Below are 22,059 nucleotides of genomic sequence, written 5' to 3' on the forward strand. Positions count from 1 at the left end.
TCCTACAATCCCAAGATTCGTGAAGCGATGATGTTTTTTTGTATCTGCGACGTCCCGCCCATGACGCTCTGCGCGCGGCTGTAGAGGTATGCGCTGAGCAGATCGGGATCCCGGGTGCCCGCCACGGCCAGGGCGGCGTGCCCGACGGACTGTTCCACCCAGGTCATCAACAGCTTGTCCAGCGATCCTTCCGAACCGTGCGAGACCCCGTCGAGCTGTTCGGACAGCCGCCGGCGCACGTGGTGGGTCAGCATATCCGACTGGACGGCGGCCCAGGCCAGTTCTTCGGGCACCTCGCCGTCATTGCGGGACAACAAGTCTCGGACAAGCTTGCCGTAGCGCGCCGCGTAGCCGAGAGTGGAGGGCTCGCGTTCGTGCCCGACGACGGTCATGGCCACCGCCCAGCCATCACCGGGAGCCCCGACCATCCGGTCCGCCGGCACCTTGGCACCGTCGAAGAACACCTGACCGAATTCGTTGGTCACCCCGTTGATCATCTGCAGCGGACGCTGTTGCACGCCGGGCTGTTTCATCTCCAGGACGAACGCCGACAGGCCGCGGTGGCGCTTGGCCTCGGGGTCGGTGCGGGCCAGCAATAGGCACCAATCGGCCACGTCGGAGTAACTGGTCCAGATCTTGTGCCCGTTCACCACATACGTGTCGCCCTCGAGGCGAGCGGTGGTGGTCAGCGACGCCAGATCCGAACCGGCGCCCGGCTCGCTGAAGCCCTGGCACCAGCGCTCGGTGCCGTTGATGATGCCGGGCAGGAATCGCTTTCGCAGGTCGTCGCTGGCGTGTTCACCGATGCCGTACACCAGATAGCCGACGCTGGGGCGCGGCGGCGCGCCGGCCCGCACCAGCTCCTCGTCGACGATGACGTCGTAGACGGGCGCCAGATCCTGACCGCCCCAGTCGCGTGGCCAGGACAGGCCGAAGAAGCCGTTGTCGTAGAGGGCGCGGTGCCAGTCGGCCATGCGCGCCCAATACTCGTCGCCGGAGCCGGAGAACTCCTTGGCGTGTGCGGCAAGCCAGGTGCGCAGCCGTTCCCGGAAGGCGGCTTCATCGGGTGAGTCACGAAAGTCCAAAATTGATCTCCTTCAACGCAACCGGCCACAGCTCGGTCGAAGTGAGGCCGCGGCGCAGATAGACATGCGCCACGCATTCCCAGGTGTTGCCGATACCGCCGTGCACCTGGATGGCTGTCTCGCAGACGGTGCGGGTGGCGCGCGCGCAGTAGACCTTGGCGATCTGGGCGGCCCGAATGGCTTCGGCGGGAGCCAATTCGTCGACCGCCCACGCCGCATGCCGCAGCACGCTCACCGAACCTTCGATCAGCGCAAGGCTTTCGGCCAGCAGGTGGGCGATGGCTTGGTAGGAGCCGATCTGCTTGCCGTACTGTTCACGAATTTTGGCGTAGTCACACGCGACGGCGTGGGCGCCCCTCGCGATGCCGACCAGGTCCGCCGTGGTGGCGACCAAGGCGAGGGCCCGCCACTGCTCGGCGACGGCGGAGGACACTTCCGCCAGCGTCTCCGGCGATCCCGTGATCGTCGCGTCGGCCCGCGTCAGATCGACGCTCTCCGGTGCGGTTTGCACATCACCGGCGAGAACGGTGCCCTCCGAGAGCCATAGGGCGCGCCGCGCGCCGCGGGCGTCGATCACGCGATCGCCGAAGGCGACGGTGGCCGCGGACACGTCCGCACCGGCGTGGCGGCCCAGATCGTCGGCCAGCACCGGGCCGAGGAAGGGGGTGTCAACCAGCCGCCGGCCGAATTCCTCGGCCACGATGGCGACCTCCACGCCGGAGGCCCCGTCGGAACGCAACGACCGCCAGCCGGTGTTCTCGATCTGCTTGTCCAGACGAGTGATTCGCGTTTGGTCGTCGAGATCCTGCACCACGGCAGGCCCGAGGTCGTCGGCCAGTTTGGCTGCCGCGTCGCGTAATTGCTGTTGTTCAGCTGTCAGACGTACATCCATAACGCTCCTTCAGAACTCGGCGCAGCACCTTGCCCGAAGGCAGGCGGGGAATGTCGGGAACGAACACCACTCGGCTCAGATGTTTATAGGACGCCAGTTTCTCGTCCACCATGGCGGTCAGGTCTGTCGCATCGACCGGCGCGGACGTCGCGACCGCGGCGACGACGGCTTCGCCGTTGAGGCCGTCCGGAATCCCGAACACCGCACAGTCTTTGACGGCCGGATGACTGTGCAACACCGTCTCGATTTCAGCGGGGGCGACCTGAAAGCCGCGCACTTTGATCATCTCTTTGAGGCGGTCGGTGATCCGCAGCCACCCGCCGGCGTCGAGCCAGCCGACATCTCCGGTGCGGTACCACCCGTCACGGATCGCCTCTCGGGTGGCGTCCGCCGGCAGGTAGCCGGCCATGAGCGACGCCGCCCGGGCCTGGATCTCCCCGACCTCACCGGGGCCGACCGGCTCGCCGGTTTCCAGTGAGACGATTCGTAGGTCCACACCGGGCACCGCCCGTCCGACGGTGTCCAGGCGCGGATCCTCGATCGGATTGCACGCCACGACCGGCAATTCGGTGGTCCCGTAGGCCGGAAGCCAACCCACACCGGTGCGCCGGGTCACCGTCTCCGCGACGTGGGTATTGACCGGCGTGGCCCCCCACATGATGTAGCGCAGCGAGGACAGGTCATAGGACTCGAGGGCGGGATGTGAAGCGAAGGCCAGCGCGATGGGAGCGACGGCCATTTCCACTGTGATGCGGTCACTTTCGATGTGCTGCAACACCCGCTCGATGTCGAACCGGGGATGCAGGCGCACACCGGCGCCGGCCTTCAGCGCGGTCAGCAGGTTCAGCAGCCCGAGGATGTGCGAGGGCGGCGTCGCGACCTGGATCCGGTCGCGGTGGGTCAGTTGCAGCGCTTGGCGCCAGTGCCGCACCGCTTCGTCCAGCGAGGCGTGGGTGTGCCGGACGGCCTTGGGCAGGCCGGTGGTGCCGGAGCTGAACACCAGCGCCGCGTCGGCCCCGGGTGGCGGTGAGCAGGCCATCGGCTCCGCGGGCGCGGCCGGCTCGTCGAGGTGCAGCATCGGCATCAGGCCGGCCAGCACCGGGTGGTCCCCGACGGCATGCGCGGGCTCGGTCAGCGCGAGCGCATGGTCGACCTCGTCGCGCTTCCACGCGGGGCTGATGAGTACCGCCGCGGCGGCCAGCCGCCAGATCGCGAGCACCACGGCGAGAAATTCCGGCCGGTTGGAGGCCATCACGGCGACGCGTTGGCCCGCGGCGACACCGCCCTTTGCCAGGGTCGCGGCCCATCCGTCGGCCAACGCGTCGAGTTCGGGCGCGCTGAATCGCCGTTCCTCGAACACGAGCGCCGCCGGCTCGGTCACGTCCCGTCCTCCCTGACAGACCGGGCTGACCCGACATCCATACAGTCTTGAGAAGATGCTATCGCTTCGTGAGAATAGTATTCTCTATACTGAAGAATGCAAATACGGGAGAGGGGGCGGTCTCAGTGACGGTCACCCGGATCATCAAGGAGACCCCAGGGGTGACAGATCCGGCAACAAACGGCTCCGGTGCCGGGACGGTGACGATTCACCTCGACCGCAAAAAGGTCTCGGTGCCCATCGTCCCGGGCGAGACGCTGCTCGAGACGGCGCGTCGGGCCGGGCTGGAGCCGCCGTTCAGCTGCGAGGCCGGCAACTGCGGTACCTGCATGGCCAAGCTCGAAGAGGGCCACGCCACCATGCGGGTCAACGACGCTCTCGAGGAGGACGAGGTCGCCGAGGGCTACATTCTGACGTGCCAGGGCGTTCCGGACACGGACTCGGTCACGGTGCGCTACGAGTAGCAGCCAGAGAGGTGGCGACGATGGCCAAGGGCATCATCCTCGTGGAGAGCCAACCCAGCTCGCCCGAACGCGAACAGGAATACAACACCTGGTACGACGAGGTGCACCTCGGTGAGCTGATGGCCCTGGACGGCTTCGTCTCCGCGCGCCGGCTGCGGCCCGTCGACGGCGACGGACCCTACGTCGCGATCTACGAGATCGAGGGCGACGATCTGCAGGCGATTCTGGACAACATGATCGTCAACGCCGGGCAGCTGCACATGTCGGACGCCCTGCAGCTCGACCCGGCGCCGATTCCCCGACTACTCGAGACCACCACAGAGCACAGCGGCTAGCCGACTTCGGCTCGAATCGCTGTGCCAGAGAGGACTGCTTGATGAAGGTCGACGACCTGATCTTGGTGAGCATCGACGACCACGTGGTCGAACCGCCCGACATGTTCCTGCGGCACGTGCCCACCAAGTACAAGGAAGAGGCACCCGTCGTCGTCACCGACGACAAGGGCGTCGACCAGTGGATGTACCAGGGCAGGCCGCAGGGCGTCAGCGGTCTGAACGCCGTGGTGTCGTGGCCGGCCGAGGAGTGGGGCCGCGATCCCGCCGGCTTCGCCGAGATGCGCCCCGGCGTCTATGACGTCCACGAACGCGTCCGCGACATGAACCGCAACGGCATCCTCGCGTCGATGTGCTTCCCGACGTTCACCGGCTTTTCGGCCCGCCACCTCAACATGACCCGCGAGGACGTCACGCTGGTGATGGTGTCGGCGTACAACGACTGGCACATCGACGAATGGGCCGGCTCCTATCCGGACCGCTTCATCCCGATCGCGATCCTGCCGACCTGGACTCCCGAGGGCATGTGCGCCGAGATCCGCCGCGTCGCCGCGAAGGGTTGCCGCGCGGTCACGATGCCGGAATTGCCGCACCTGGAAGGACTTCCGAGCTACCACGACGAGGACTACTGGGGTCCGGTGTTCCGCACGCTGTCCGAGGAGAACGTGGTGATGTGCCTGCACATCGGCACCGGTTTCGGGGCGATCAGCATGGCACCGAATGCGCCGATCGACAACCTGATCATTCTCGCCACCCAGGTCTCGGCGATGTGCGCCCAAGACCTGCTGTGGGGCCCGGCCATGCGTAACTATCCCGACCTGAAATTCGCCTTCTCCGAAGGCGGTATCGGCTGGATCCCGTTCTATCTGGACCGCAGCGACCGTCACTACACCAACCAGAAATGGCTGCGCCGTGACTTCGGCGACAAGCTGCCCAGCGACGTCTTCCGTGAACACTCGCTGGCCTGCTATGTCACCGACAAGACGTCACTGAAGCTGCGCCACGAGATCGGCATCGACATCATCGCCTGGGAGTGCGACTACCCGCACTCGGACTGCTTCTGGCCGGACGCGCCCGAGCAGGTGCTGGCCGAGCTCAACGCCGCCGGCGCCGACGACGCCGACATCAACAAGATCACCTGGGGCAACGCCTGCCGGTTCTTCGGCTGGGATCCGTTCGCCCGGACCCCCCGTGAGCAGGCCACCGTGCAGGCCCTGCGCGCCAAGGGAAGTGACGTGGACGTGTCGATCCGGTCGCGTGCCGAGTGGGCGCGCCTGTACGCGGAGAAGCAGCTCGCCTAGCTGACGTGGCGCGGGGGGTCAGCCCGGCGGCGGGTCGCCTTTCGGACACCAGGGCGCATCAGGTGACGCACCCGAGCGCGTGCAGCACCGGAGCCAACTCGTCGAATTGGTCAATGCCTGCGCCGATTTCACCGCCAATGGGCGCAAGCAGCACCACGTGATCCGCGCCCGCGGCCAGATGCTCGCCCGCCTTGGCCGCGACACCCGCCGGATCGCCGTGCGCGACAAGCGCATTGACCAGCCGATCGCTCACCTCGTCGATGTCTCTGACCGAGTAGCCCAGCTCCACCAGTCTCGCCGCATAGGGCGGCACTGCCAGTCTGGCCCCCACCGCGTCGCGCGCGGCCTGGATGCCGCGCGCCACGGATAGGCCAACAACCAGGAGTTTGTCGGGTCCGAGCGACTGTCGAGCCTGGGCGGTGAACTCGGCAGGCAACCCGGCGGGAAATGCCCCGTCGGCGATCTCACCGGCCAGCGCAAGCATTTTCGGGCCGTTGGCGGCGACGATCCGCGCATAAGCCGCCTCCGGCGCCGGCGGCCACGTGGGATCGTCCATCGCCTGCAGATAGTCACGCATGGTGGTCACCGGGCTGCCGTAGTCGCGGCCGACGCTGGCCGCCTGCTCCGGGTAGCCGACGCCTAACCCGAGCACGATTCGGCCCGGATAAGCCTGGGCGAGTTGGGCCGTCGCGGCGTGCATGGTCTGGGCCGGCCGGGCCCAGACATTGGCGATACACGTGCCGAAGGCCACTCGCTCGGTGCCGGCCAATAGTATGGCGAGTTGCACCAGGGCGTCCTTGCCGATGACCTCGTTGGTCCAGACCGCGCCGTAGCCGGCGTCCTCCATGCGGCGCGCGGCTTCCCGCAACAGGTCGATCGAAGGTGTGCTGGTGAACGAGACGGGCAGGCAGACACCCACGGGCCCCAACATCTTTCGGGCCGCAGCGACCACTGTCTCAGCCACGGTTCCCCCTCATTCACCGAAGTAGTGGCCGGCATCGAGGTCCTCCAGCAACCCCGGTCCTTCCGGGTGCCAGTCGAGGATCTTTTGCGTCAAGGCATTCGACGTCGGATTGTCCAGCGATGCGAAGAGCGCGAGAAAGCCGAAGTGACCGGCATTTTCGGCGGCGATGCTGGACGTCGGCACGTTCAGGTGACGGCCGATGACGGCGGCGATGTCCCGAAACGGCACTCCCTCATCGGCGACGCCGTGCAGACGCGTTCCGGCCGGCGCCTTTTCGAGTGCCAGCCGGTACAGGCGCGCGGCGTCGAGCGTGTGCACACCGGGCCACCGGTTGGCGCCATCACCGATGTATCCGGACACTCCGGTATCGCGGGCGACGTTGATGAGGTGGTGGGCGAAGCCATGGTGATCCAGGTCGCTGTGCACCAGGGGCGCAAGGCGGACCACCGACGACCGGACCCCGCGCTCGGCGAGCGCGATCACGGCGTTTTCGGAGTCAACCCGCGGGCCGCCGGCCACCGTGTCCTGTTCGGTGGCGGTTCCGCCCTGGCCCAGCAGCGAGAGCAGCAGTGTCCCCGACGTGCTGACGAACGGTCGATCGGAACCCACGAGCGCTCCCCCGATCGCGCGGACGGCCCGCAGGTCCGTCTCGGCCGCTGCCGCGAAGTCGTCGAAGTCGTGCTTGAAAGCGAGGTGGATGACGCCGTCGGAGGCTGCAGCGGCGGCACGCAGGCCGTCGAGGTCGTCGAGATCGCCGCGGCGGGGTGTCGCCCCCGCGGCCCGCAGGGTGGCGGCGCCGGCATCCGACCGTGCCAGACCGGTGACCTGATGCCCGGCTGCGAGGAGTTCGGCGACAACGGCCGAGCCGATGTGACCGGTCGCGCCCGTGACGAAAACGTGCATGAATATTCCCTTCTGGTTCCCTGGGATGTGTGCCATCAAGTCAATGGCCTCGCGGGGCGCGGTGTCCAAGTCCTGTTTCACATGCCGCGATGCAATTCAGGCATCACCGCACGTTATGGCGCTCTGCTGGGCAGGCCGGGCCACGGGAGCCGATTACACTGAGCGCATGACGGACTCGGCATCGCCGGTAGTGGATCTCGACCTGCGGCTGGTGGGTTACTTCGTCGTCGTCGCCGAGCACAAGCACTTTGGCCGGGCCGCGTCGGCGCTGCGCGTCGCGCAGCCGTCGTTGAGCCGCCAGATTCGCCGGCTCGAGCAACAACTCGGCGTCCGCCTGTTCGACCGCACCCCGCAGGGCACCCGCCTCACGGAGGCGGGCGACGTGTTCCTGCCCCGGGCCAAGGCGCTACTGCGATCAGCCGCCCAAGCCACCGCGCAGGCGCGAGCGGCCGCGCAGCCGAGCCGGATCACCATCGGGTACACGATGGGCATGATCGTCACCCCCGCGGTTCGAGAGATGCGCCGCGAGCATCCCGAGGCCGATGTTCAGGTCACACATCTGGATTGGGACCAGGCGCTCGACGCGTTGCTCGGCCATCGGGTGGATGCGGTGGTCACCCGGCTGCCGTTTCCGACCGAAGGGCTGCACGTGACGATCCTGTACGACGAACCGCGGGTGCTGGCGATACCCATCGACCATCGCCTGGCGGGGCGGAAATCAGTCACCCTCGATGACATCGCCGACGAACCGATGCCGCAGGTGCGGCATTCGGACCCGGCGTGGAGTGCCTTCTGGCGCATCGATCCCCGGCCCGATGGGCGCCGAGCACCCGGCGGCCCGTTCATCGATGCGCTCGAGGACAAGTTCGAGCTCATCGCCTCCGGGCAGGCCGTCGCGATCACGGCCGGCATCCACGTCAACAGCCTGCGGCCCGACATCACCACGGTCCCTTTGGAAAACGTGGAGCCCAGTCATGTCGTGTTGGCGACCCGGGCCGGGGATCGCGGGCGGTTGGTGACGGCATTCCGGAAGCTGGCCGAGGCTCACCTGACCGGGCCGGGCGTCTGACGCCGAACGTGAAGTTGAGTTCACGCTCGGGCCCGACCGGAAATCTGGTTTCACATTCGACGCCCGGCAGAGGTGCCTACTGGCCCAACTCCGGCGGCGGACGGTACTCGGGTTCATATCCCGAGACGTGGATCGGGCTGCCCACCAAGCGGAATTCGCCTGCTGTGACAATCACTTCCGGCGTGGCCTCGAGCGCTTCGGGCAGGTTCCGGACCGCGGCGGCGGGAACCCCCAGCGGGCGCAGTCGCCCCTCCCAGCCGATCGCGCTGTCGGTGGCGAGCATCGCCGTGACGACGGCCAGCACTTCGTCGCGGCGCGCGACTCGCTCGGCCATGGTTTCGAAGCCGCCGATGCCCGCTTCCGCGGCGAACGACTTCCAGAAGCCGTCGTGGGTGATGAATAGCGCCAGATACCCGTCGGCGGTCGGAAAGAGCTGAGCCGGAACATAATACGAATGCGCGCCGTAGGGGCGGCGCTGCGGTTCGACGCCGCCGTTGAGATAGGCCGACGCGTGGTAGTTCAGCTGGGACAGCATGACGTCGCGCAGCGACACATCCACCTGGCCGCCGGTGCCCGAGATGATCTTGGCCAACAGCCCCAGGGCCGCGGTCATTCCGGTGGAGTTGTCCGCCGACGAGTAGCCGGGCAGCGTCGGCGGGCCGTCCGGGTCGCCGGTCAGGGCGGCGGTGCCGACGCCCGCCTGCACCACGTAGTCGAACGCCGGGTCGTCGCCGCCGTACAGCCCGAAGCCGGTGATCGCCACGCAGACGATCTTCTCGTTGTGTCGGCGCAGCGAGTCGTAGGTCAGGCCCAGCCGGCGGATGGCCGAGGGTTTCAGGTTCACCAGCAGCGCGTGCGAATCCGCGACCAGTTCACCCAACCGCTGCTGCCCCGCGTCGGAATTGAGGTCCAGCGTGATGCTGGATTTGTTGCGGTTGAGGCTGGCGAAGTAGGTGGCGCCGACGCTGCGGGAGATCTCGCCGCCGGCGGGTTCGATCTTGGTGACGTCGGCGCCGAGGTCGGCGAGCAGCATGGTGGCGTACGGCCCCGCCAGCATGGTGCCGACCTCGAGGATGCGGACCCCCGCCAGTGGTCCGGAGTTGTTTGCGGTCAACGCAATTCCGCGGCGAGTGAGGCGATCATCTCGCGGGTGCGCCGCTTGGAGGCAACCAGCTCGTCACGGTTGTCGCCGATCGGCAGCAGCCGCACCGACAGATCGGTCACGCCGGCGTCGGCGAACCGGCGCATCCGGCCCAGGATCAGTTCCTCATCACCGGCCGCGCACAGGTCGCCGACGTCGCGGGCGTCGCCGCGGTCCAGCAGGCGCTGATAGTTGGGCGACACCTCCGCCTCGCCCAGGATGCGGTTGGCCCGCTCCTTGGCCTCATCGACTCGCGAAGGCTCGCAAAGGCATACCGGGATGCCCGCGATGATGCGCGGCGCGGGACGCCCGGCATCGGCGGCGGCCTTGGTGATCTTCGGCGCGATGTGGTCACCGATGGCGCGCTCGTCGGCCATCCACAGCACGGTGCCGTCGGCGAGCTCACCGGCGATCTGGAGCATCACCGGCCCCAGCGCGGCGACGAGCACCGGCATCGGGGTGTCGGCCCCGATCGCCAGCGGGTTGTGCACGGTGAACGAATCGTTCTCGACGTCAACGTCTCCCGGTCCGGTGATGGCGGCGTTGAGCACCTGCAGGTAGTCGCGGGTGTAGGCGGCCGGCTTCTCGTACGGTAGGCCGAGCATGTCGCGGACGATCCAGTGGTGCGACGGCCCGACACCCAGGGCGAGCCGGCCGTCGGCCACTGCGTGTGTCGAGAGCGCTTGGCGGGCAAGGGCGATGGGGTGCTGGGCCTGCAGCGGCACCACGGCGGTGCCCAGCTCGATGCGTGAGCTGTGGGCGGCCATCAGCGACACCATGGTCAGGCAGTCGAAGTCGGTGGGTACCTGCGGCATCCACGCCGTGTCCAGGCCCGCGGATTCGGCCCATTCGATGTCGGAGGCCAGCCTGTCCACCTTGCGGGCCATATCGCCACGCTCGGCGCCGATCATTACTCCGACGCGCACGGTTCCTCCAGGGCTGGTTCGTTTGAGTCGATGTCCGCCGTGCCGGTCAGTTTGCGGATCTCGCGCACCAGGTTCTCCAGCGGTGTCCCGGTGGGGAATACCGCTGCCGCACCGGCCGATAGCAGCTTGGGTACGTCCGCATGCGGGATCGTCCCGCCGACGACGACTGCGATGTCGGCCGCATCGGCGGCGCGCAGCGCTTCGATGGTGCGGGCGGTCAGCGCCAGGTGCGCGCCCGACAGGATGCTCAGGCCGACGACGGCGACGTCCTCCTGGACGGCGATGGACGCGATGTCTTCGATGCGCTGCCGGATGCCGGTGTAGATGACCTCGAAACCGGCGTCACGCAGGGTGCGGGCGACGATCTTGGCGCCGCGGTCGTGCCCGTCCAGGCCGGGTTTGGCGACGAGAATGCGGGCCGTCATCTAAAACACCACCGGTTGCTGGAATTCGCCCCAGACCGCCTTGAGCGCGGACACCATTTCCCCGACCGTGCAGTAGGCGTTGGCGCAATCGATCAGCTTGTGCATCAGGTTGTCGTCTCCCTCGGCCGACCACGACAGCGCGGCCAACGTGGATTCCACTGCGGCCGAATCCCTTTCGGTCTTGACTTTGGACAGCCGCTTGAGTTGCAGGTCGCGGCCCTCCGCGTCGAGTTCGTAGGTGACCACGTCGTGCTCGGGCTCCTCGGTCGCGAACCGGTTGACCCCGACGACCGGCCGGGTGCCGGCTTCGACGTCCTGGTGGAGCTTGAACGCCTCGTCGGCGATCAGGCCCTGCAGGTAACCGTCCTCGATGGCCTGGACCATCCCGCCGTGCCGCTCGAGGTCGGACATGATCTCGATGATGCGCTCCTCGGTGGCATCGGTCAGCGCCTCGACGAAGTAGGAGCCGCCGAGCGGGTCGGCGACGCTGGCCACCCCGGTCTCGTGCGCCAGGATCTGCTGGGTGCGCAGCGCCAGGGTCGTGGTTTCCTCGGTGGGCAGGGCGAACGGCTCGTCCCAGGCCGCGGTGAACATCGACTGGACACCGCCCAGCACCGCGGCCATCGCCTCGTAGGCGACCCGGACGATGTTGTTGTGGGCCTGCGGCGCGTACAGCGAGGCGCCACCACAGACGCAACCGAAGCGGAACATCGCCGCCTTGGCCGTTTTCGCCCCGTAGCGCTCCTGCACGATCGTCGCCCAACGTCGCCGCCCCGCACGGTATTTGGCGATCTCCTCGAAGAAGTCGCCGTGGGTGTAGAAGAAGAACGAGATCTGCGGCGCGAACTGGTCGATCGTCATGCGGCCGCGCTCGACCACGGTGTCGCAATAGGTCACCCCGTCGGCCAGGGTGAACGCCATTTCCTGCACCGCGTTGGCCCCGGCATCGCGGAAATGCGCCCCCGCCACCGAAATCGCGTTGAACCGCGGAACTTCGGCCGCGCAGAACTCGATGGTGTCGGCGATCAACCGCAGGGACGGCTCCGGCGGCCAGATCCAGGTACCGCGCGAGGCGTACTCCTTGAGGATGTCGTTCTGGATGGTGCCGGTGAGCTTGGCCCGCGGGATTCCTTTCTTCTCGGCGGCGGCGACGTAGAACGCCAGCAGGATCGCCGCGGTTCCGTTGATCGTCATGCTCGTGCTGAGCTTGTCCAGCGGGATGCCGTCGAACAGGATCTCGAAGTCGGCCAGGGTGTCCACCGCGACGCCGACGCGGCCGACCTCCTCGCCGAACTCCGGGTCGTCCGAGTCGTACCCACACTGGGTGGGCAGGTCGAGCGCCACCGATAACCCGGTTCCGCCCTGCTCCAGCAGGTAGCGGTAGCGACGGTTGGATTCCTCGGCGGTGCCGAAGCCGGAGTACTGCCGGAAGGTCCAGAGCTTGCCGCGGTAGCCGGACGCGAAGTTACCCCGGGTGAAGGGGAACTCCCCCGGCTGCGGAGGCTCCGCGTGTACGTCCCCCGGCCCATAGACGGGCTGCAGCGGGATGCCAGACGGAGTGTGGGCCGTATTATCCATCGGTGAATAACGTACTTGCAAAAAAAGAGAATGCCAATACCATACGGTTGACCAGGTAAAAGGAGGCTCCATGCCCAACGGTTCGCTCGTCGATCGCACCGTCGTCATCTCCGGCGGCAGCCGCGGAATCGGGCTGGCGATCGGGATCGGTGCGGCCCGGCAGGGCGCCAACGTGGTGCTGCTGGCCAAGACCGATACACCGCATCCCCGCCTGCCCGGCACCGTCCACACGGCCGCCGCCGAGGTCGAGGCCGCCGGCGGCAAGGCGCTGGCCGTCGTCGGCGACGTCCGCCGCGAAGAGGACGTGCAACGGGTGGTCGATGCGGCGGTGCAGCGATTCGGCGGCGTCGACGTCTGTGTCAACAACGCCAGCGCCATCGCGGTGGAACCGACCGCCGTTTTGTCGGCCAAGAAGTACGACCTGATGCAGGAGATCAACCTGCGGGGCACCTTCCTGCTGACCAAGGCGTGCGTGCCGCACCTGGAGAAATCGGCCAACCCGCACGTGCTGACCATCTCGCCGCGGTGAACATGAACCCGCGCTGGCTGGGGGCCCACCCCGCTTACACGCTGTCCAAGTATGGGATGACGCTGCTGTCGCTGGGCTGGGCTGCGGAATTCGCCTTCCAACCTGGGAAAGCTGGGATCAGCGTGAATTGCCTTTGGCCGCAAACCTATATCGCGACCGCCGCGGTGGCGAACATGGCCGACGGAGACAAGCTGGCCGAGTCGTCGCGCAGCCCGGAGATCATGGCCGACGCGGCCGTCGAGATCGTCTCGCGCCCCAGCCGGGAAGCCACCGGCAACTGCTACATCGACGCCGATGTTCTGCACTCCGCCGGAGTCGCGGACCTCTCCCGCTACGGCGGTGGCGACCAACCGATTCCGGACCTGTTCCTCGACTGAGTCCTACGCGCGGCAAAGGATTTCGCCGTGCGGTATGGCGATCCAACCGTCCTGGGCGGCGGCCCATTCGCGCCACGCGGCGGAGATCTCTTCGAGCTGCGCAGGGGTGGCCAGCTCGAGGCGTACCAGGTCGCGGGCCACGGTGGAGTGCAGGATTCGGTCGGCCCACATTGCGCCCCACCAGTCGCGCGTCGCGGGCGTGGCATAGCACCACAGGCTGCCGGTGGGCGTGATGTCGGTGAATCCCGCCTGCTGCGCCCACGACAGCAGGCGCCGCCCCGCGTCCGGTTCGCCACGGTTGGCGCGCGCGACGCGCTGGTAGAGGTCGCGCCACAGGTCGAGCGCTGGCAGCTCGGGATACCAGACGAAGCCCGAGTAGTCGGCATCCCGGGCCGCCACGATGCCGCCCGGCGCGCACACCCGTCGCATCTCTCGCAGCGCCACCACCGGATCGGCGACGTGCTGGAGCACCTGATGCGCGTGGACGACCTCGAAAGTGCCGTCGGGAAAGTCGAGCTTGTGCACGTCGGCGGTCGCAAAGGAGACGTTGGACAGCTTCCGTTGCTCGACCTCGGCGCGGGCAACGCCGAGCACATCGGGGGCCTGATCGACGGCGGTGACCGGACCGGGCGCGACGCGCGCGGCCAGGTCGGCGGTGATGGTGCCGGGTCCGCAACCGACGTCGAGCACGGACAGCCCCGGTTTCAGGTGCGCCAGCAGGTAGGCCGCGGAGTCCTCGGCGGTGCGCCGCTGGTGGGAGCGCAGCACCGACTCGTGGTGCCCGTGCGTGTAGGTCGCTCGGTGTTGGTCGTCCATGGTGGTCTTCCTTGCCTGCGTGGCTCACCCGGAAGGCTACGCGCCCACTCCATAATATGAAATTTATGTCTCAGATAGCGAGACATATCAGTCGACGGGCACGTCGAGAATCGGTTGGTCGACACCGGCGCCCGCGCCGTCGAAATGCCACCACTCCCCCGAATACACCTTCAACCCGCCGAAGTTCATGGCGTTCCGTAGCGCGGCCCGGTTCGCCACTGCGTCGGCACTGATGCCTTGGGTATTGAAAGCGGTTGCCCGAGAGGTGAAGTCGTCGAAGTCGGTGCCCATGTCGGCCAGGCAGAGGCCGCCGGCATGCAGTCCGGACGAGCATGGCTGCTGAGTCGTCGTGAACGTCACGTCGACCGAGCGCCCCGACTCGTGACTGTGCGCGTACGCACCCGGGCGTGCCACCCACGCGGGGTTGGGAACCAGGTGGAACATCTTGACCTGAACCTCGTGCGGGCGATAGCAGTCCCAGAACACCAGCAGGTGGCCCTGCGGGCGCAGGGCGCCGGCCGCGGCGGCAAGGCCGGGGGCCATCGATTGGTGCACAAGGCATCTGGCGTCGGAGGGATACAGCTGGGTGTGGGTGAAATTGTTCGTCGTCGTGTAGCGCAGATCGAGCACCGCGTCGGGAACGACGCTGCGGATGTCCACGAAGCCGGCCGCTCGCGCGGCGTCGCTGACCGGCGGGATATCGGGATCGCCCGAGGCCTGGGGCGTTACTGCCGCGCCCACCCAGACCAGCGACACCGCAATGGTCGATCGCAGCACCCAGGCGAGACGCATGCGGTCATTATCCCGGTTGGCCGGCCCGGATCGGGTGAGGCGCCAGGTGTCGTTGCTACCTGCGTCCAGGCGTCAAGAAAACCAGTGGGCTGGTACGAAGTATTCGCACCAGCCCACCGTGACGTATGTGAATTTCAGACGCTACTGACTCCTACCGCCTGGGGTCCTTTGGCTCCTTGCTCCACCTCGAACTGAACACGCTGGTTTTCGTCGAGCGAGCGATAGCCGTTGCCCTGGATCTCGGAGTAGTGGACGAAGAGGTCCTTCGTGCCGTCGTCAGGGGTGATGAAGCCGAAGCCCTTTTCACCGTTGAACCATTTCACAGTTCCCTGTGCCATTACTTACTTCCCTCATCAAATGCGGATGTACCAAACACATCCATGCGTCTCCAGGGTAGCACGAACCTGCACTATTTTTAAACCAGTTGTGGCGCTTGCTAATTCATCTGCCAATCGACCCCGAAGATGGCGCCCCGTGACCGGCGGAAGCGGCGCACCCAGGCCGCATTTCACCTGGACACGGCAGGTACCGCGCCGGTTGCCTGTACAGTGGAGAGGAACCGCGTTCTTGCGGTCAGCGCGAATCGCGAACGAACCACGAATGAGGTCGCCGTGCGATTCGATCGTCGTCCGACGCCAAGTAACAGCGCGTATCGGCCGAACTTTTCGTTTGGAAGGACAGCCCATGGACCAGTCGAACCTGTTTTCCCACCCCGAGGCACCGAAGTATGTCGCTTCGGGCGAAAGCTCCGCGAAACCGGTGGAGCACCCGACGTTTTCCGATCGGCCCGACACCGACGGCTCTACAACTCAATGTCGCTGATCGGCGGTGGGGTGCGTGGACGTCAGGATGCTTTGGCGTACCTGCGGACCAATTCGCCTTCTCCGAACGTACTGGTCCGCTGTTGACCGTTGTCGTCTCGGCTGAAAAATGTCCACTGCCCCGGACCACTCTGCGGAGCACTGATCATCTTGACCGTCAGCCGCAATTCGGTGGGGCGCCGCGTGCCGATGACGTCACCGACCCGGATCTGCGATGGGTGGATCTCGACCGCGTCGCACCAGTTCTCTATAGCCATGTAATCCATCCTCGCAGTTGCTAACAGCCTACCCGTCATCCCGCCCTACCGGGGCGGATGGCACACACTGTTTTCTCATACCTTGCACCGCAAGGGATTTCCTTCCGGCGGAAATGACAAAGTCCATTTGCCGGGCGAATTCCCCAGAGTTGGCCGGCCAAGCCATGTCGTGTTTGCGTGCTGTCGCCGGTCACCCGATTGTCTGGGTGAGCCATGGATGGCGTAGCGTCGAAAGTGAGCCGTTCGTTGTCAGCGGTGGTCTTCTACGCAATCGCGCGGGTGACACCCACGGGCAATGTGATTCCTCCGTCGGTCCCGCGTCCGTAGGCCCGACGACGCCGAGCGCGAAGGAACCGCCCATGGGTCATACCACCCCGGCCATTACCCGACACAAGAACCCGATTACCTTTGCGGACGGCGGCGCCGCCGCGACCAGGTGTGCGCCCCGCCGCCCGTGGTACCTCCGATGAGCTTCGCGGTCAGGACCCGGCGCCAATCCACTCCCATCCGGCTCTCGGTGGCTCGCGAACTCGGCCGGGATATCGACGGCGCGTGGTGGCCGCGTGCGGATCGCATCACCAATGAATTGCCCGAGCTCGTTGCGGTCCTGACGCCTCTGCTCGGCGATGTCACCTCCATCAACGTGAACTGGTCATCGCTGCAACGACCGCCTGATTTCAACTGGCCGGGATGGGAGGGCAAACGCCAGCACGTGATGACGGTGCAGGGGGCGCATGCTTGCGCCAACCTGCTTATCGTCTCCTACGCCACGCACAGCGACTTGGCCCTCATGGTGCTGCGGCGCGCCGCAGACCTGCCCGTCGAGGGTGCTGACCGCGGCAAGCCCGCCTTCATACTCGCGGAGGCCATCCTGCGCGCCGCGCAACAGCAATGCGGACGTTCCTCCGGCTACTAGGCGATACCCGGCGTCAGTCAGCCCTGGTGAACTCGATGTGCAACTCCTTGAGCCCGCGCAGCAAGAACGTCGACTCGTAGTGGTACTGCCGGTTGGCGCGCGGGCCGTGCTTGGCCTCGCTGATCCTGAAGTCGCTTGTGCGGTCCAGAAACCGGTTGATGGTGATCTGGCCTTCCACCCGCGCAAGCGGTGCGCCCGCGCAGGTGTGGATCCCGCGACCGAAGGCGATGTGCTCGCGGACATTCTTCCGGTCGACCTGAAACTCATTGGGACTGTCGAACTTTCGTGGATCGCGGTTGGCCGCGCCGAGGCACAGCATGAGGACCGTGCCGGCCGGGATGTGCACTCCTCCCAGGGTGGTGGTCTTGCGGGCCAGCCGGAAGTCGACCTTGGTCGGGCTCTGCATACGCAGCGCCTCTTCGATGAACGAGCCGATCAGGCTCCGATCCGCACGCAGCCGCGCCTGAAGCTCCGGCTGATCACCGAGCACCTGTACCGCCGCGCTCAGCAGCTTGGTCACGGTCTCCTGGCCGGCCGCGAACAGGAAGGTGGCCGGCCGCACGACCTCTAACAGCGGCGGGATCGAACCGTCGGGATACGTGGCGGTCGCCAGGCCGGTCAGCACGTCTTCGCGGGGGCGCTCCCGCCGGTCGGCGATGTAGGCACTGAACAAGTCGTCGAGGTACTGCAACGGGTTACTGCCCACGGGTTCGTGATCGAGCGCGCCCACCCTGGCGCCCGGCGCGTTACCGGCCCCGAGATTGCGGCGAATCTCGGCACGGTCCTCGTCGGGAACCCCAAGCAGATCGGCGATCGCCAGCGTCGCGAACGGCTTCGCGTACTCGCCGAGGAACTCGCACTGACCGTTGGCGATGAACTCGTCGAACTGCCGGTCGGCCAATTGCCAGATGTAGTCCTTGTTTTCCTGCAGCCGGCGCGGGGTGAGCAGCCGGCCGAGCAGGGAGCGCGCCTTCTCGTGCTCGGGCGGGTCCATGACCACCATGTGCTCGAAGATCGGGAATTCGTGGCGATGCGCTTCGATCTGTTCGCTGATGTCGTCCCCTTCCGGGGTGAACGGCAACGGCGGGAACGGTCCGCCGATCGCGTTGACCGCGGAGAACGATGCGACGTCTTTGAAGGCGGCCTGCACCTCCTGGTACCCCGTGACGGCCACGACGCCGTAGTGGGGCTCGCGGAACACCGGCCCCTGGCCACGCAGGTAGTCCCAGTAGGCATACGGGTCTTGCGCGATGTCGGCGTCGGTGAAGTAATCGACGTCGGCGAGTTCAGTCATGAGTTCAATTCCTTCTCCGGGCTAAATGCCGCGCGTCACGCGTCCTCGGCGACCACGCTGATGGCCTGGCGCGGGCAGGCGGCCACGGCGGCTTCGACGCTGTGGCGCAACGCTTCACCGGGTTCCTCGTCGCAGGTTGCGACATCGTCGCCGAGGTCGAAAACCTCGGGGGCGATCTCCACGCACAGGGCGTGGGCCTCACAGAGCCGGGAATCCACCCGGACACGCAGGTGTGCGGTCGTCATCGGCCGCTGCCTCCCGATTCGTGCTTGCGGATCATTCGAAACTGATCGATCGACCAAATTGTTAGGATGCGGTATGCCTACCACGGATCGCCCGGGCCGGTCAAGCAAATCGGCCGCGCCCAACGCGGCGGCGAGTCGCCAAAACAGGAGGGGCGCCGACGCGGGGGCGCGCGGCAAGCTGATCGAGGCCACGGCCCGAATCATGCGCGAGGAGGGCTATGCCGCGGCGACGTCGCGGCGCGTGGCGGCGGAGGCCGGCGTCAAGCAGGCGCTGGTCTACTACTACTTCCCGACGATGGACGATCTATTCGTCGAGGTGCTGCGCGCCGGTGCCGACACCGCACTGACGCGCATGCGGGCCCTGCTGACCGAGGACGACCCACTGCAAGCGTTGTGGGTGATGAACAGCGACTCCGCGGTCACCACGCTGAACGCCGAGTTCATGGCATTAGCCAACCACCGCAAGGCAATTGGTGCCGAACTCAAGGCCTACGCCGAGCGGGTCCGCGACATCGAGACGGCCGCTGTGACGATGGTGCTGCGCGCCAACCAGATCGACCTCGACGAATATCCCCCGGTGGCGATTTCGATGCTGATCGCGCAGGTGGCGCGCAGCCTGTGCAATGAGAACGCCGTCGGCGTCACCCAAGGCCACGACGAGTTACGCGCCTTCGTCGAACGCCAGATGCGCTTGCTCAAAGCTCCGGCGGCGCCGACTCCCTAGGATTGCCCGACGCTTCCGCCACACGGCATCGACCGCTTCCGTGGTGTGACCTCCAATCGCCCGGTCGCATCCGCGAGTGTTGACCCTGCGGCCAAATGGTGCCACCCTTCCTGATCGATCGACAAAATCCAAAAGGCGACGAACAGGTACGCGCCGGGCCACGTCGTCCCGGGCTCCCGGATCAGTGAGGTGCAGTCATGGGCGGAAGAGTTGAGGGCAAGGTCGCGTTGATCACCGGCGCTGCTCGGGGCCAGGGCCGCAGCCACGCGGTGCGGCTGGCGCAGGAGGGCGCCGACATCATCGCCGTCGACATCTGCACACCGATCAGCAGCAGCAGCGAGATCCCACCCTCGACGCCCGACGACCTGGCCGAGACCGCCGACCTGATCAAGGCCCTCGACCGGCGCATCGTGACCGCCGAAGTCGACGTGCGCGACTACGACGCCCTGAAGGCGGTGGTGGACAGCGGCGTCGAACAGCTCGGCCGGCTGGACATCATCTGCGCGAACGCCGGAATCGGCAACGGCGGACAGACTCTGGACAAGACCAGTGAAGACGACTGGCGAGACATGATCGACGTCAACCTCTCCGGCGTCTGGAAGACCGTTAAAACTGGTGTGCCGTACCTGATTTCGCAGGGCCAGGGCGGATCAATCATCCTGACCAGCTCGGTCGGCGGCCTGAAGGCCTACCCGCACACCGGCCACTACATCGCAGCCAAACACGGTGTCGTCGGCTTGATGCGAGCCTTCGCCGTGGAACTCGGCCAGCACTTCATCCGGGTGAACTCCGTTCACCCGACCAACGTGAACACGCCGATGTTCATGAACGAGGGGACGATGAAGCTGTTCCGGCCGGATCTGGAGAACCCCGGCCCGGACGACCTCAAGGTCGCCGCGCAGTTCATGCACGTACTGCCGGTCGGGTGGGTCGAGCCGGTGGACATCAGCAACGCCGTGCTGTTCCTGGCATCCGACGAATCGCGTTACATCACAGGGCTTCCCGTCACCGTCGACGCCGGCAGCATGCTCAAGTAGCTGCAGGGCCGGCGGCCGTCGGCCTGGGCACGCCGTCACCCCGGATCGCAACGTGGTGGCCACGGACAGTTCATAGCCACGACATCTGCCGTAAGGTTCAGACCTCATCGGTTCCGCCATTACGATCAGCCAATGCGCGCGGTCGAACGCGAGCTGGCCAGAGAACGCGAGGGCAGGCCGATGACGACGAGCGAGGAACCCAGGGCCGCAACCGAGGTGCCCGAGGCCGAACGGCCAACCGCGTCAAAAGAAGAACCCAGACCCGGACGACGCGGCGTCATCCAGGCTTTTACCGCGCTCTGTGTCCGATACGTCGAGCGGCTGATGCCCGACCCCTACCTGTTCGCGGTCATCCTCACCGTCATCGTCGCCGCGCTGGTGGCGCTCTTGGTCACGGGCGCCTCGGCGGGCGGCATGCTCAGGGCGTGGTACGGCGGCGTGTGGGGGTCGCAGAACATCTTCACCTTCGCCTTCCAGATGGTCCTCATCCTGGTGACCGGCTACACGCTCGCCGAGGCGCCGGTGCTGAAACGGGCAATCGTCCACATCGCGAGCAAGCCGCGCAACCAGGTGCAGGGCGCCCTGCTCTGTTTCGGCGTGAGCGCCGCGCTGTCGCTGCTGAACTGGGGGCTCGGGCTGGTCGCGGGCGCGCTGATCGCCCGCCAGGTCGCGAAGCGCTTCACCGACACACATTTTGGCTACCTCATCGCGGCGGCGTTCATGGGCTTCATCGTCTGGACGCAGGGACTGTCGTCGTCGATCGCGCTGGCGAACACGGACGACGGCAGCCCAATCAACGTGATTCACAAGATGACTGGGGCCACGGTGCCGCTCAGGCTGACGATCTTCGAGCCCTACAGCTGGCTGTCGGTGGTCGCCGTGCTGGCGCTGCTCGCGCTTGCGATCTGGCGCATGCAGCCAACGCAGCGCCTGGCGCCCGATCCCGCGGTGTTCGAGGAGGAGGGTGGCCCGGAGGCCGAGGACGAGGGCAAGGCCGAGGGCACGCGATCGTTCGCCGAATGGCTGGAAAACCAGTGGATTCTCAACGTCCTCGTGTTCGCCGCGGGCGTTGCCTACTTCTGCCTCAGCGGTTTTGCGCTGAACATCTCGTCGATGATCATGTTGTTCACGATCACCAGTGCGTTGCTGCACCGCACGCCGATCCGGTTCATCCGGGCCTTCACGGGCGCAGCCAAGGTGTCCGGTCCGCTGTTGCTGCAGTACCCGCTCTACGGCGGTCTGGTTGCTCTGCTCGGCTATGCGCCCGCGCACGCCGGCGGCAAGGCCGTGCCCCTGCAGACGCTGGTCGCCCACGGGCTGGTGAGTGGCACGACGCAGTACACGCTGCCGTTCCTGACCTTCATCGGCTCGTTGATCATCAGCCTGTTCGTGCCGTCCGGTGGCGGGCACTGGGCCGTGCAGGGCCCGATCGCGGTGGATTCGGCGCGGGCACTCGGTCAGACCTCGCCGGCCTACCTCGGGTTGATGTCCATGGCGGTCGCCGTCGGCGAGGGGGTAGCCAACATGATCCAGCCGTTCTGGTTGCTGCCGCTGCTCGCGATCGCGAAACTCAATGTCCGTCAGGTGATGGGGTTCACGATCGTGGCGTTCCTGATCGGGCTGGTGGTGTTGGGTGCCACCACTCTGATTGCGCCCTACGTGGTTTGACGCCGCGCAACATCGACAAGTCGCATATCTGTGGTGGCCAGGGGCGGGATCGAACCGCCGACCTTCCGCTTTTCAGGCGGACGCTCGTACCGACTGAGCTACCTGGCCGGAAGGCAGCGAGT

Annotated in this window: 23 protein-coding genes, 1 tRNA gene and 1 pseudogene; 9 read left to right on the forward strand and 16 right to left on the reverse strand. The window is 66.7% G+C overall.

The window, feature by feature from the left end; all coding sequences use genetic code 11:
* Positions 1 to 2: 2 nt before the first annotated feature.
* Genes DQP58_RS01505 through DQP58_RS01515 form a run of 3 tightly spaced genes read right to left on the reverse strand, consistent with a single transcriptional unit; the run spans position 3 to position 3,358 of the window.
* Positions 3 to 1,085: an acyl-CoA dehydrogenase family protein gene (locus DQP58_RS01505; RefSeq protein ID WP_112706748.1), complete on the reverse strand. Its 1,083-nt coding sequence runs from the start codon at positions 1,083 to 1,085 to the stop codon at positions 3 to 5.
* On the reverse strand, positions 1,072 to 1,977 hold the full coding sequence (locus DQP58_RS01510) for an acyl-CoA dehydrogenase family protein (RefSeq protein ID WP_112706749.1): 906 nt from the start codon (positions 1,975 to 1,977) through the stop codon (positions 1,072 to 1,074). The genes DQP58_RS01505 and DQP58_RS01510 overlap by 14 nt, the downstream gene beginning before the upstream one ends.
* Complete coding sequence (locus DQP58_RS01515) at positions 1,955 to 3,358, reverse strand: class I adenylate-forming enzyme family protein (protein ID WP_112706750.1); 1,404 nt, start codon at positions 3,356 to 3,358, stop codon at positions 1,955 to 1,957. The genes DQP58_RS01510 and DQP58_RS01515 overlap by 23 nt, the downstream gene beginning before the upstream one ends.
* A gap of 125 nt (positions 3,359 to 3,483) precedes the next feature.
* On the opposite strand from DQP58_RS01515, the gene DQP58_RS01520 reads away from it, so the two are divergent.
* From DQP58_RS01520 to DQP58_RS01530, 3 genes are read left to right on the forward strand one after another with little or no spacing between them, the layout of a single operon-like run.
* Complete coding sequence (locus tag DQP58_RS01520) at positions 3,484 to 3,822, forward strand: 2Fe-2S iron-sulfur cluster-binding protein (RefSeq protein ID WP_112706751.1); 339 nt, start codon at positions 3,484 to 3,486, stop codon at positions 3,820 to 3,822.
* 20 nt (positions 3,823 to 3,842) lie between these two features.
* Complete coding sequence (locus DQP58_RS01525; protein ID WP_112706795.1) at positions 3,843 to 4,157, forward strand: DUF4286 family protein; 315 nt, start codon at positions 3,843 to 3,845, stop codon at positions 4,155 to 4,157.
* Between the two features lie 41 nt (positions 4,158 to 4,198).
* Positions 4,199 to 5,455 carry an amidohydrolase family protein gene (locus DQP58_RS01530; RefSeq protein ID WP_112706752.1) on the forward strand — a complete coding sequence of 419 codons (1,257 nt, stop codon included), beginning with the start codon at positions 4,199 to 4,201 and terminating at the stop codon, positions 5,453 to 5,455.
* 58 nt (positions 5,456 to 5,513) lie between these two features.
* Here the strand turns inward: DQP58_RS01530 and DQP58_RS01535 are convergent, their stop codons facing one another.
* Positions 5,514 to 6,386 carry an LLM class flavin-dependent oxidoreductase gene (locus DQP58_RS01535; protein WP_430915680.1) on the reverse strand — a complete coding sequence of 291 codons (873 nt, stop codon included), beginning with the start codon at positions 6,384 to 6,386 and terminating at the stop codon, positions 5,514 to 5,516.
* Positions 6,387 to 6,428: 42 nt separating this feature from the next.
* Entirely contained in the window at positions 6,429 to 7,322 is an 894-nt protein-coding gene (locus tag DQP58_RS01540; RefSeq protein WP_112706796.1) for an SDR family oxidoreductase, read from the reverse strand.
* 166 nt (positions 7,323 to 7,488) lie between these two features.
* Here DQP58_RS01540 and DQP58_RS01545 point away from each other — a divergent pair, with 166 nt between their 5' ends.
* A complete protein-coding gene (locus DQP58_RS01545) occupies positions 7,489 to 8,391 on the forward strand; it encodes a LysR family transcriptional regulator (RefSeq protein WP_112706754.1) in 903 nt (300 codons plus the stop codon).
* A 76-nt stretch (positions 8,392 to 8,467) separates the two neighbouring features.
* Here DQP58_RS01545 and DQP58_RS01550 read toward each other — a convergent pair whose 3' ends face one another.
* Genes DQP58_RS01550 through DQP58_RS01565 form a run of 4 tightly spaced genes read right to left on the reverse strand, consistent with a single transcriptional unit; the run spans position 8,468 to position 12,461 of the window.
* Positions 8,468 to 9,505, reverse strand: coding sequence for a CaiB/BaiF CoA transferase family protein (locus DQP58_RS01550; RefSeq protein WP_112706755.1), 1,038 nt, complete (start codon positions 9,503 to 9,505; stop codon positions 8,468 to 8,470).
* Entirely contained in the window at positions 9,502 to 10,458 is a 957-nt protein-coding gene (locus tag DQP58_RS01555; protein ID WP_112706756.1) for an LLM class F420-dependent oxidoreductase, read from the reverse strand. Before DQP58_RS01555 ends, DQP58_RS01550 begins: the two co-directional genes overlap by 4 nt.
* Positions 10,443 to 10,883, reverse strand: coding sequence for a cobalamin-dependent protein (locus DQP58_RS01560; protein WP_112706757.1), 441 nt, complete (start codon positions 10,881 to 10,883; stop codon positions 10,443 to 10,445). Before DQP58_RS01560 ends, DQP58_RS01555 begins: the two co-directional genes overlap by 16 nt.
* Positions 10,884 to 12,461: a methylmalonyl-CoA mutase family protein gene (locus DQP58_RS01565; RefSeq protein ID WP_112706758.1), complete on the reverse strand. Its 1,578-nt coding sequence runs from the start codon at positions 12,459 to 12,461 to the stop codon at positions 10,884 to 10,886. It abuts the gene before it with no gap.
* A gap of 70 nt (positions 12,462 to 12,531) precedes the next feature.
* Here DQP58_RS01565 and DQP58_RS01570 point away from each other — a divergent pair.
* A pseudogene (locus DQP58_RS01570) lies at positions 12,532 to 13,367 on the forward strand (SDR family oxidoreductase).
* Between the two features lie 3 nt (positions 13,368 to 13,370).
* Here DQP58_RS01570 and DQP58_RS01575 read toward each other — a convergent pair.
* The 4 genes from DQP58_RS01575 to DQP58_RS01590 all read right to left on the reverse strand — a co-directional run bounded on the left by DQP58_RS01575 (position 13,371) and on the right by DQP58_RS01590 (position 16,053).
* Positions 13,371 to 14,183, reverse strand: coding sequence for a methyltransferase domain-containing protein (locus tag DQP58_RS01575; protein ID WP_112706759.1), 813 nt, complete (start codon positions 14,181 to 14,183; stop codon positions 13,371 to 13,373).
* Between the two features lie 87 nt (positions 14,184 to 14,270).
* Positions 14,271 to 14,975, reverse strand: coding sequence for a M15 family metallopeptidase (locus DQP58_RS01580; RefSeq protein ID WP_112706760.1), 705 nt, complete (start codon positions 14,973 to 14,975; stop codon positions 14,271 to 14,273).
* A gap of 134 nt (positions 14,976 to 15,109) precedes the next feature.
* Positions 15,110 to 15,313 carry a cold-shock protein gene (locus tag DQP58_RS01585; RefSeq protein ID WP_007777569.1) on the reverse strand — a complete coding sequence of 68 codons (204 nt, stop codon included), beginning with the start codon at positions 15,311 to 15,313 and terminating at the stop codon, positions 15,110 to 15,112.
* A gap of 506 nt (positions 15,314 to 15,819) precedes the next feature.
* Positions 15,820 to 16,053, reverse strand: a complete 234-nt coding sequence (locus DQP58_RS01590; RefSeq protein ID WP_066865864.1) for a hypothetical protein — start codon at positions 16,051 to 16,053, stop codon at positions 15,820 to 15,822.
* A gap of 466 nt (positions 16,054 to 16,519) precedes the next feature.
* Here DQP58_RS01590 and DQP58_RS01595 point away from each other — a divergent pair, with 466 nt between their 5' ends.
* Entirely contained in the window at positions 16,520 to 16,969 is a 450-nt protein-coding gene (locus DQP58_RS01595; RefSeq protein WP_112706761.1) for a DUF5994 family protein, read from the forward strand.
* 13 nt (positions 16,970 to 16,982) lie between these two features.
* Here the strand turns inward: DQP58_RS01595 and DQP58_RS01600 are convergent, their stop codons facing one another.
* Both DQP58_RS01600 and DQP58_RS01605 read right to left on the reverse strand, forming a co-directional pair.
* On the reverse strand, positions 16,983 to 18,263 hold the full coding sequence (locus DQP58_RS01600) for a cytochrome P450 (RefSeq protein WP_112706762.1): 1,281 nt from the start codon (positions 18,261 to 18,263) through the stop codon (positions 16,983 to 16,985).
* Positions 18,264 to 18,298: 35 nt separating this feature from the next.
* Complete coding sequence (locus tag DQP58_RS01605; RefSeq protein WP_112706797.1) at positions 18,299 to 18,493, reverse strand: ferredoxin; 195 nt, start codon at positions 18,491 to 18,493, stop codon at positions 18,299 to 18,301.
* A 193-nt stretch (positions 18,494 to 18,686) separates the two neighbouring features.
* Between DQP58_RS01605 and DQP58_RS01610 the strand changes: the two genes are divergently transcribed.
* The 3 genes from DQP58_RS01610 (at position 18,687) to DQP58_RS01620 (ending at position 21,937) form a co-directional block, all read left to right on the forward strand.
* A complete protein-coding gene (locus DQP58_RS01610) occupies positions 18,687 to 19,232 on the forward strand; it encodes a TetR/AcrR family transcriptional regulator (protein ID WP_112706798.1) in 546 nt (181 codons plus the stop codon).
* 197 nt (positions 19,233 to 19,429) lie between these two features.
* On the forward strand, positions 19,430 to 20,269 hold the full coding sequence (locus DQP58_RS01615; RefSeq protein WP_112706763.1) for a mycofactocin-coupled SDR family oxidoreductase: 840 nt from the start codon (positions 19,430 to 19,432) through the stop codon (positions 20,267 to 20,269).
* A gap of 279 nt (positions 20,270 to 20,548) precedes the next feature.
* A complete protein-coding gene (locus DQP58_RS01620; protein WP_205869309.1) occupies positions 20,549 to 21,937 on the forward strand; it encodes a TIGR00366 family protein in 1,389 nt (462 codons plus the stop codon).
* A 31-nt stretch (positions 21,938 to 21,968) separates the two neighbouring features.
* Here DQP58_RS01620 and DQP58_RS01625 read toward each other — a convergent pair.
* Positions 21,969 to 22,045, reverse strand: a tRNA-Phe gene (locus tag DQP58_RS01625).
* Positions 22,046 to 22,059: the final 14 nt, after the last annotated feature.

Origin of the sequence: Mycobacterium colombiense (assembly GCF_003284975.1) — a bacterium.
In the GTDB taxonomy this organism is placed as follows: Bacteria; Actinomycetota; Actinomycetes; order Mycobacteriales; family Mycobacteriaceae; genus Mycobacterium; species Mycobacterium europaeum_A.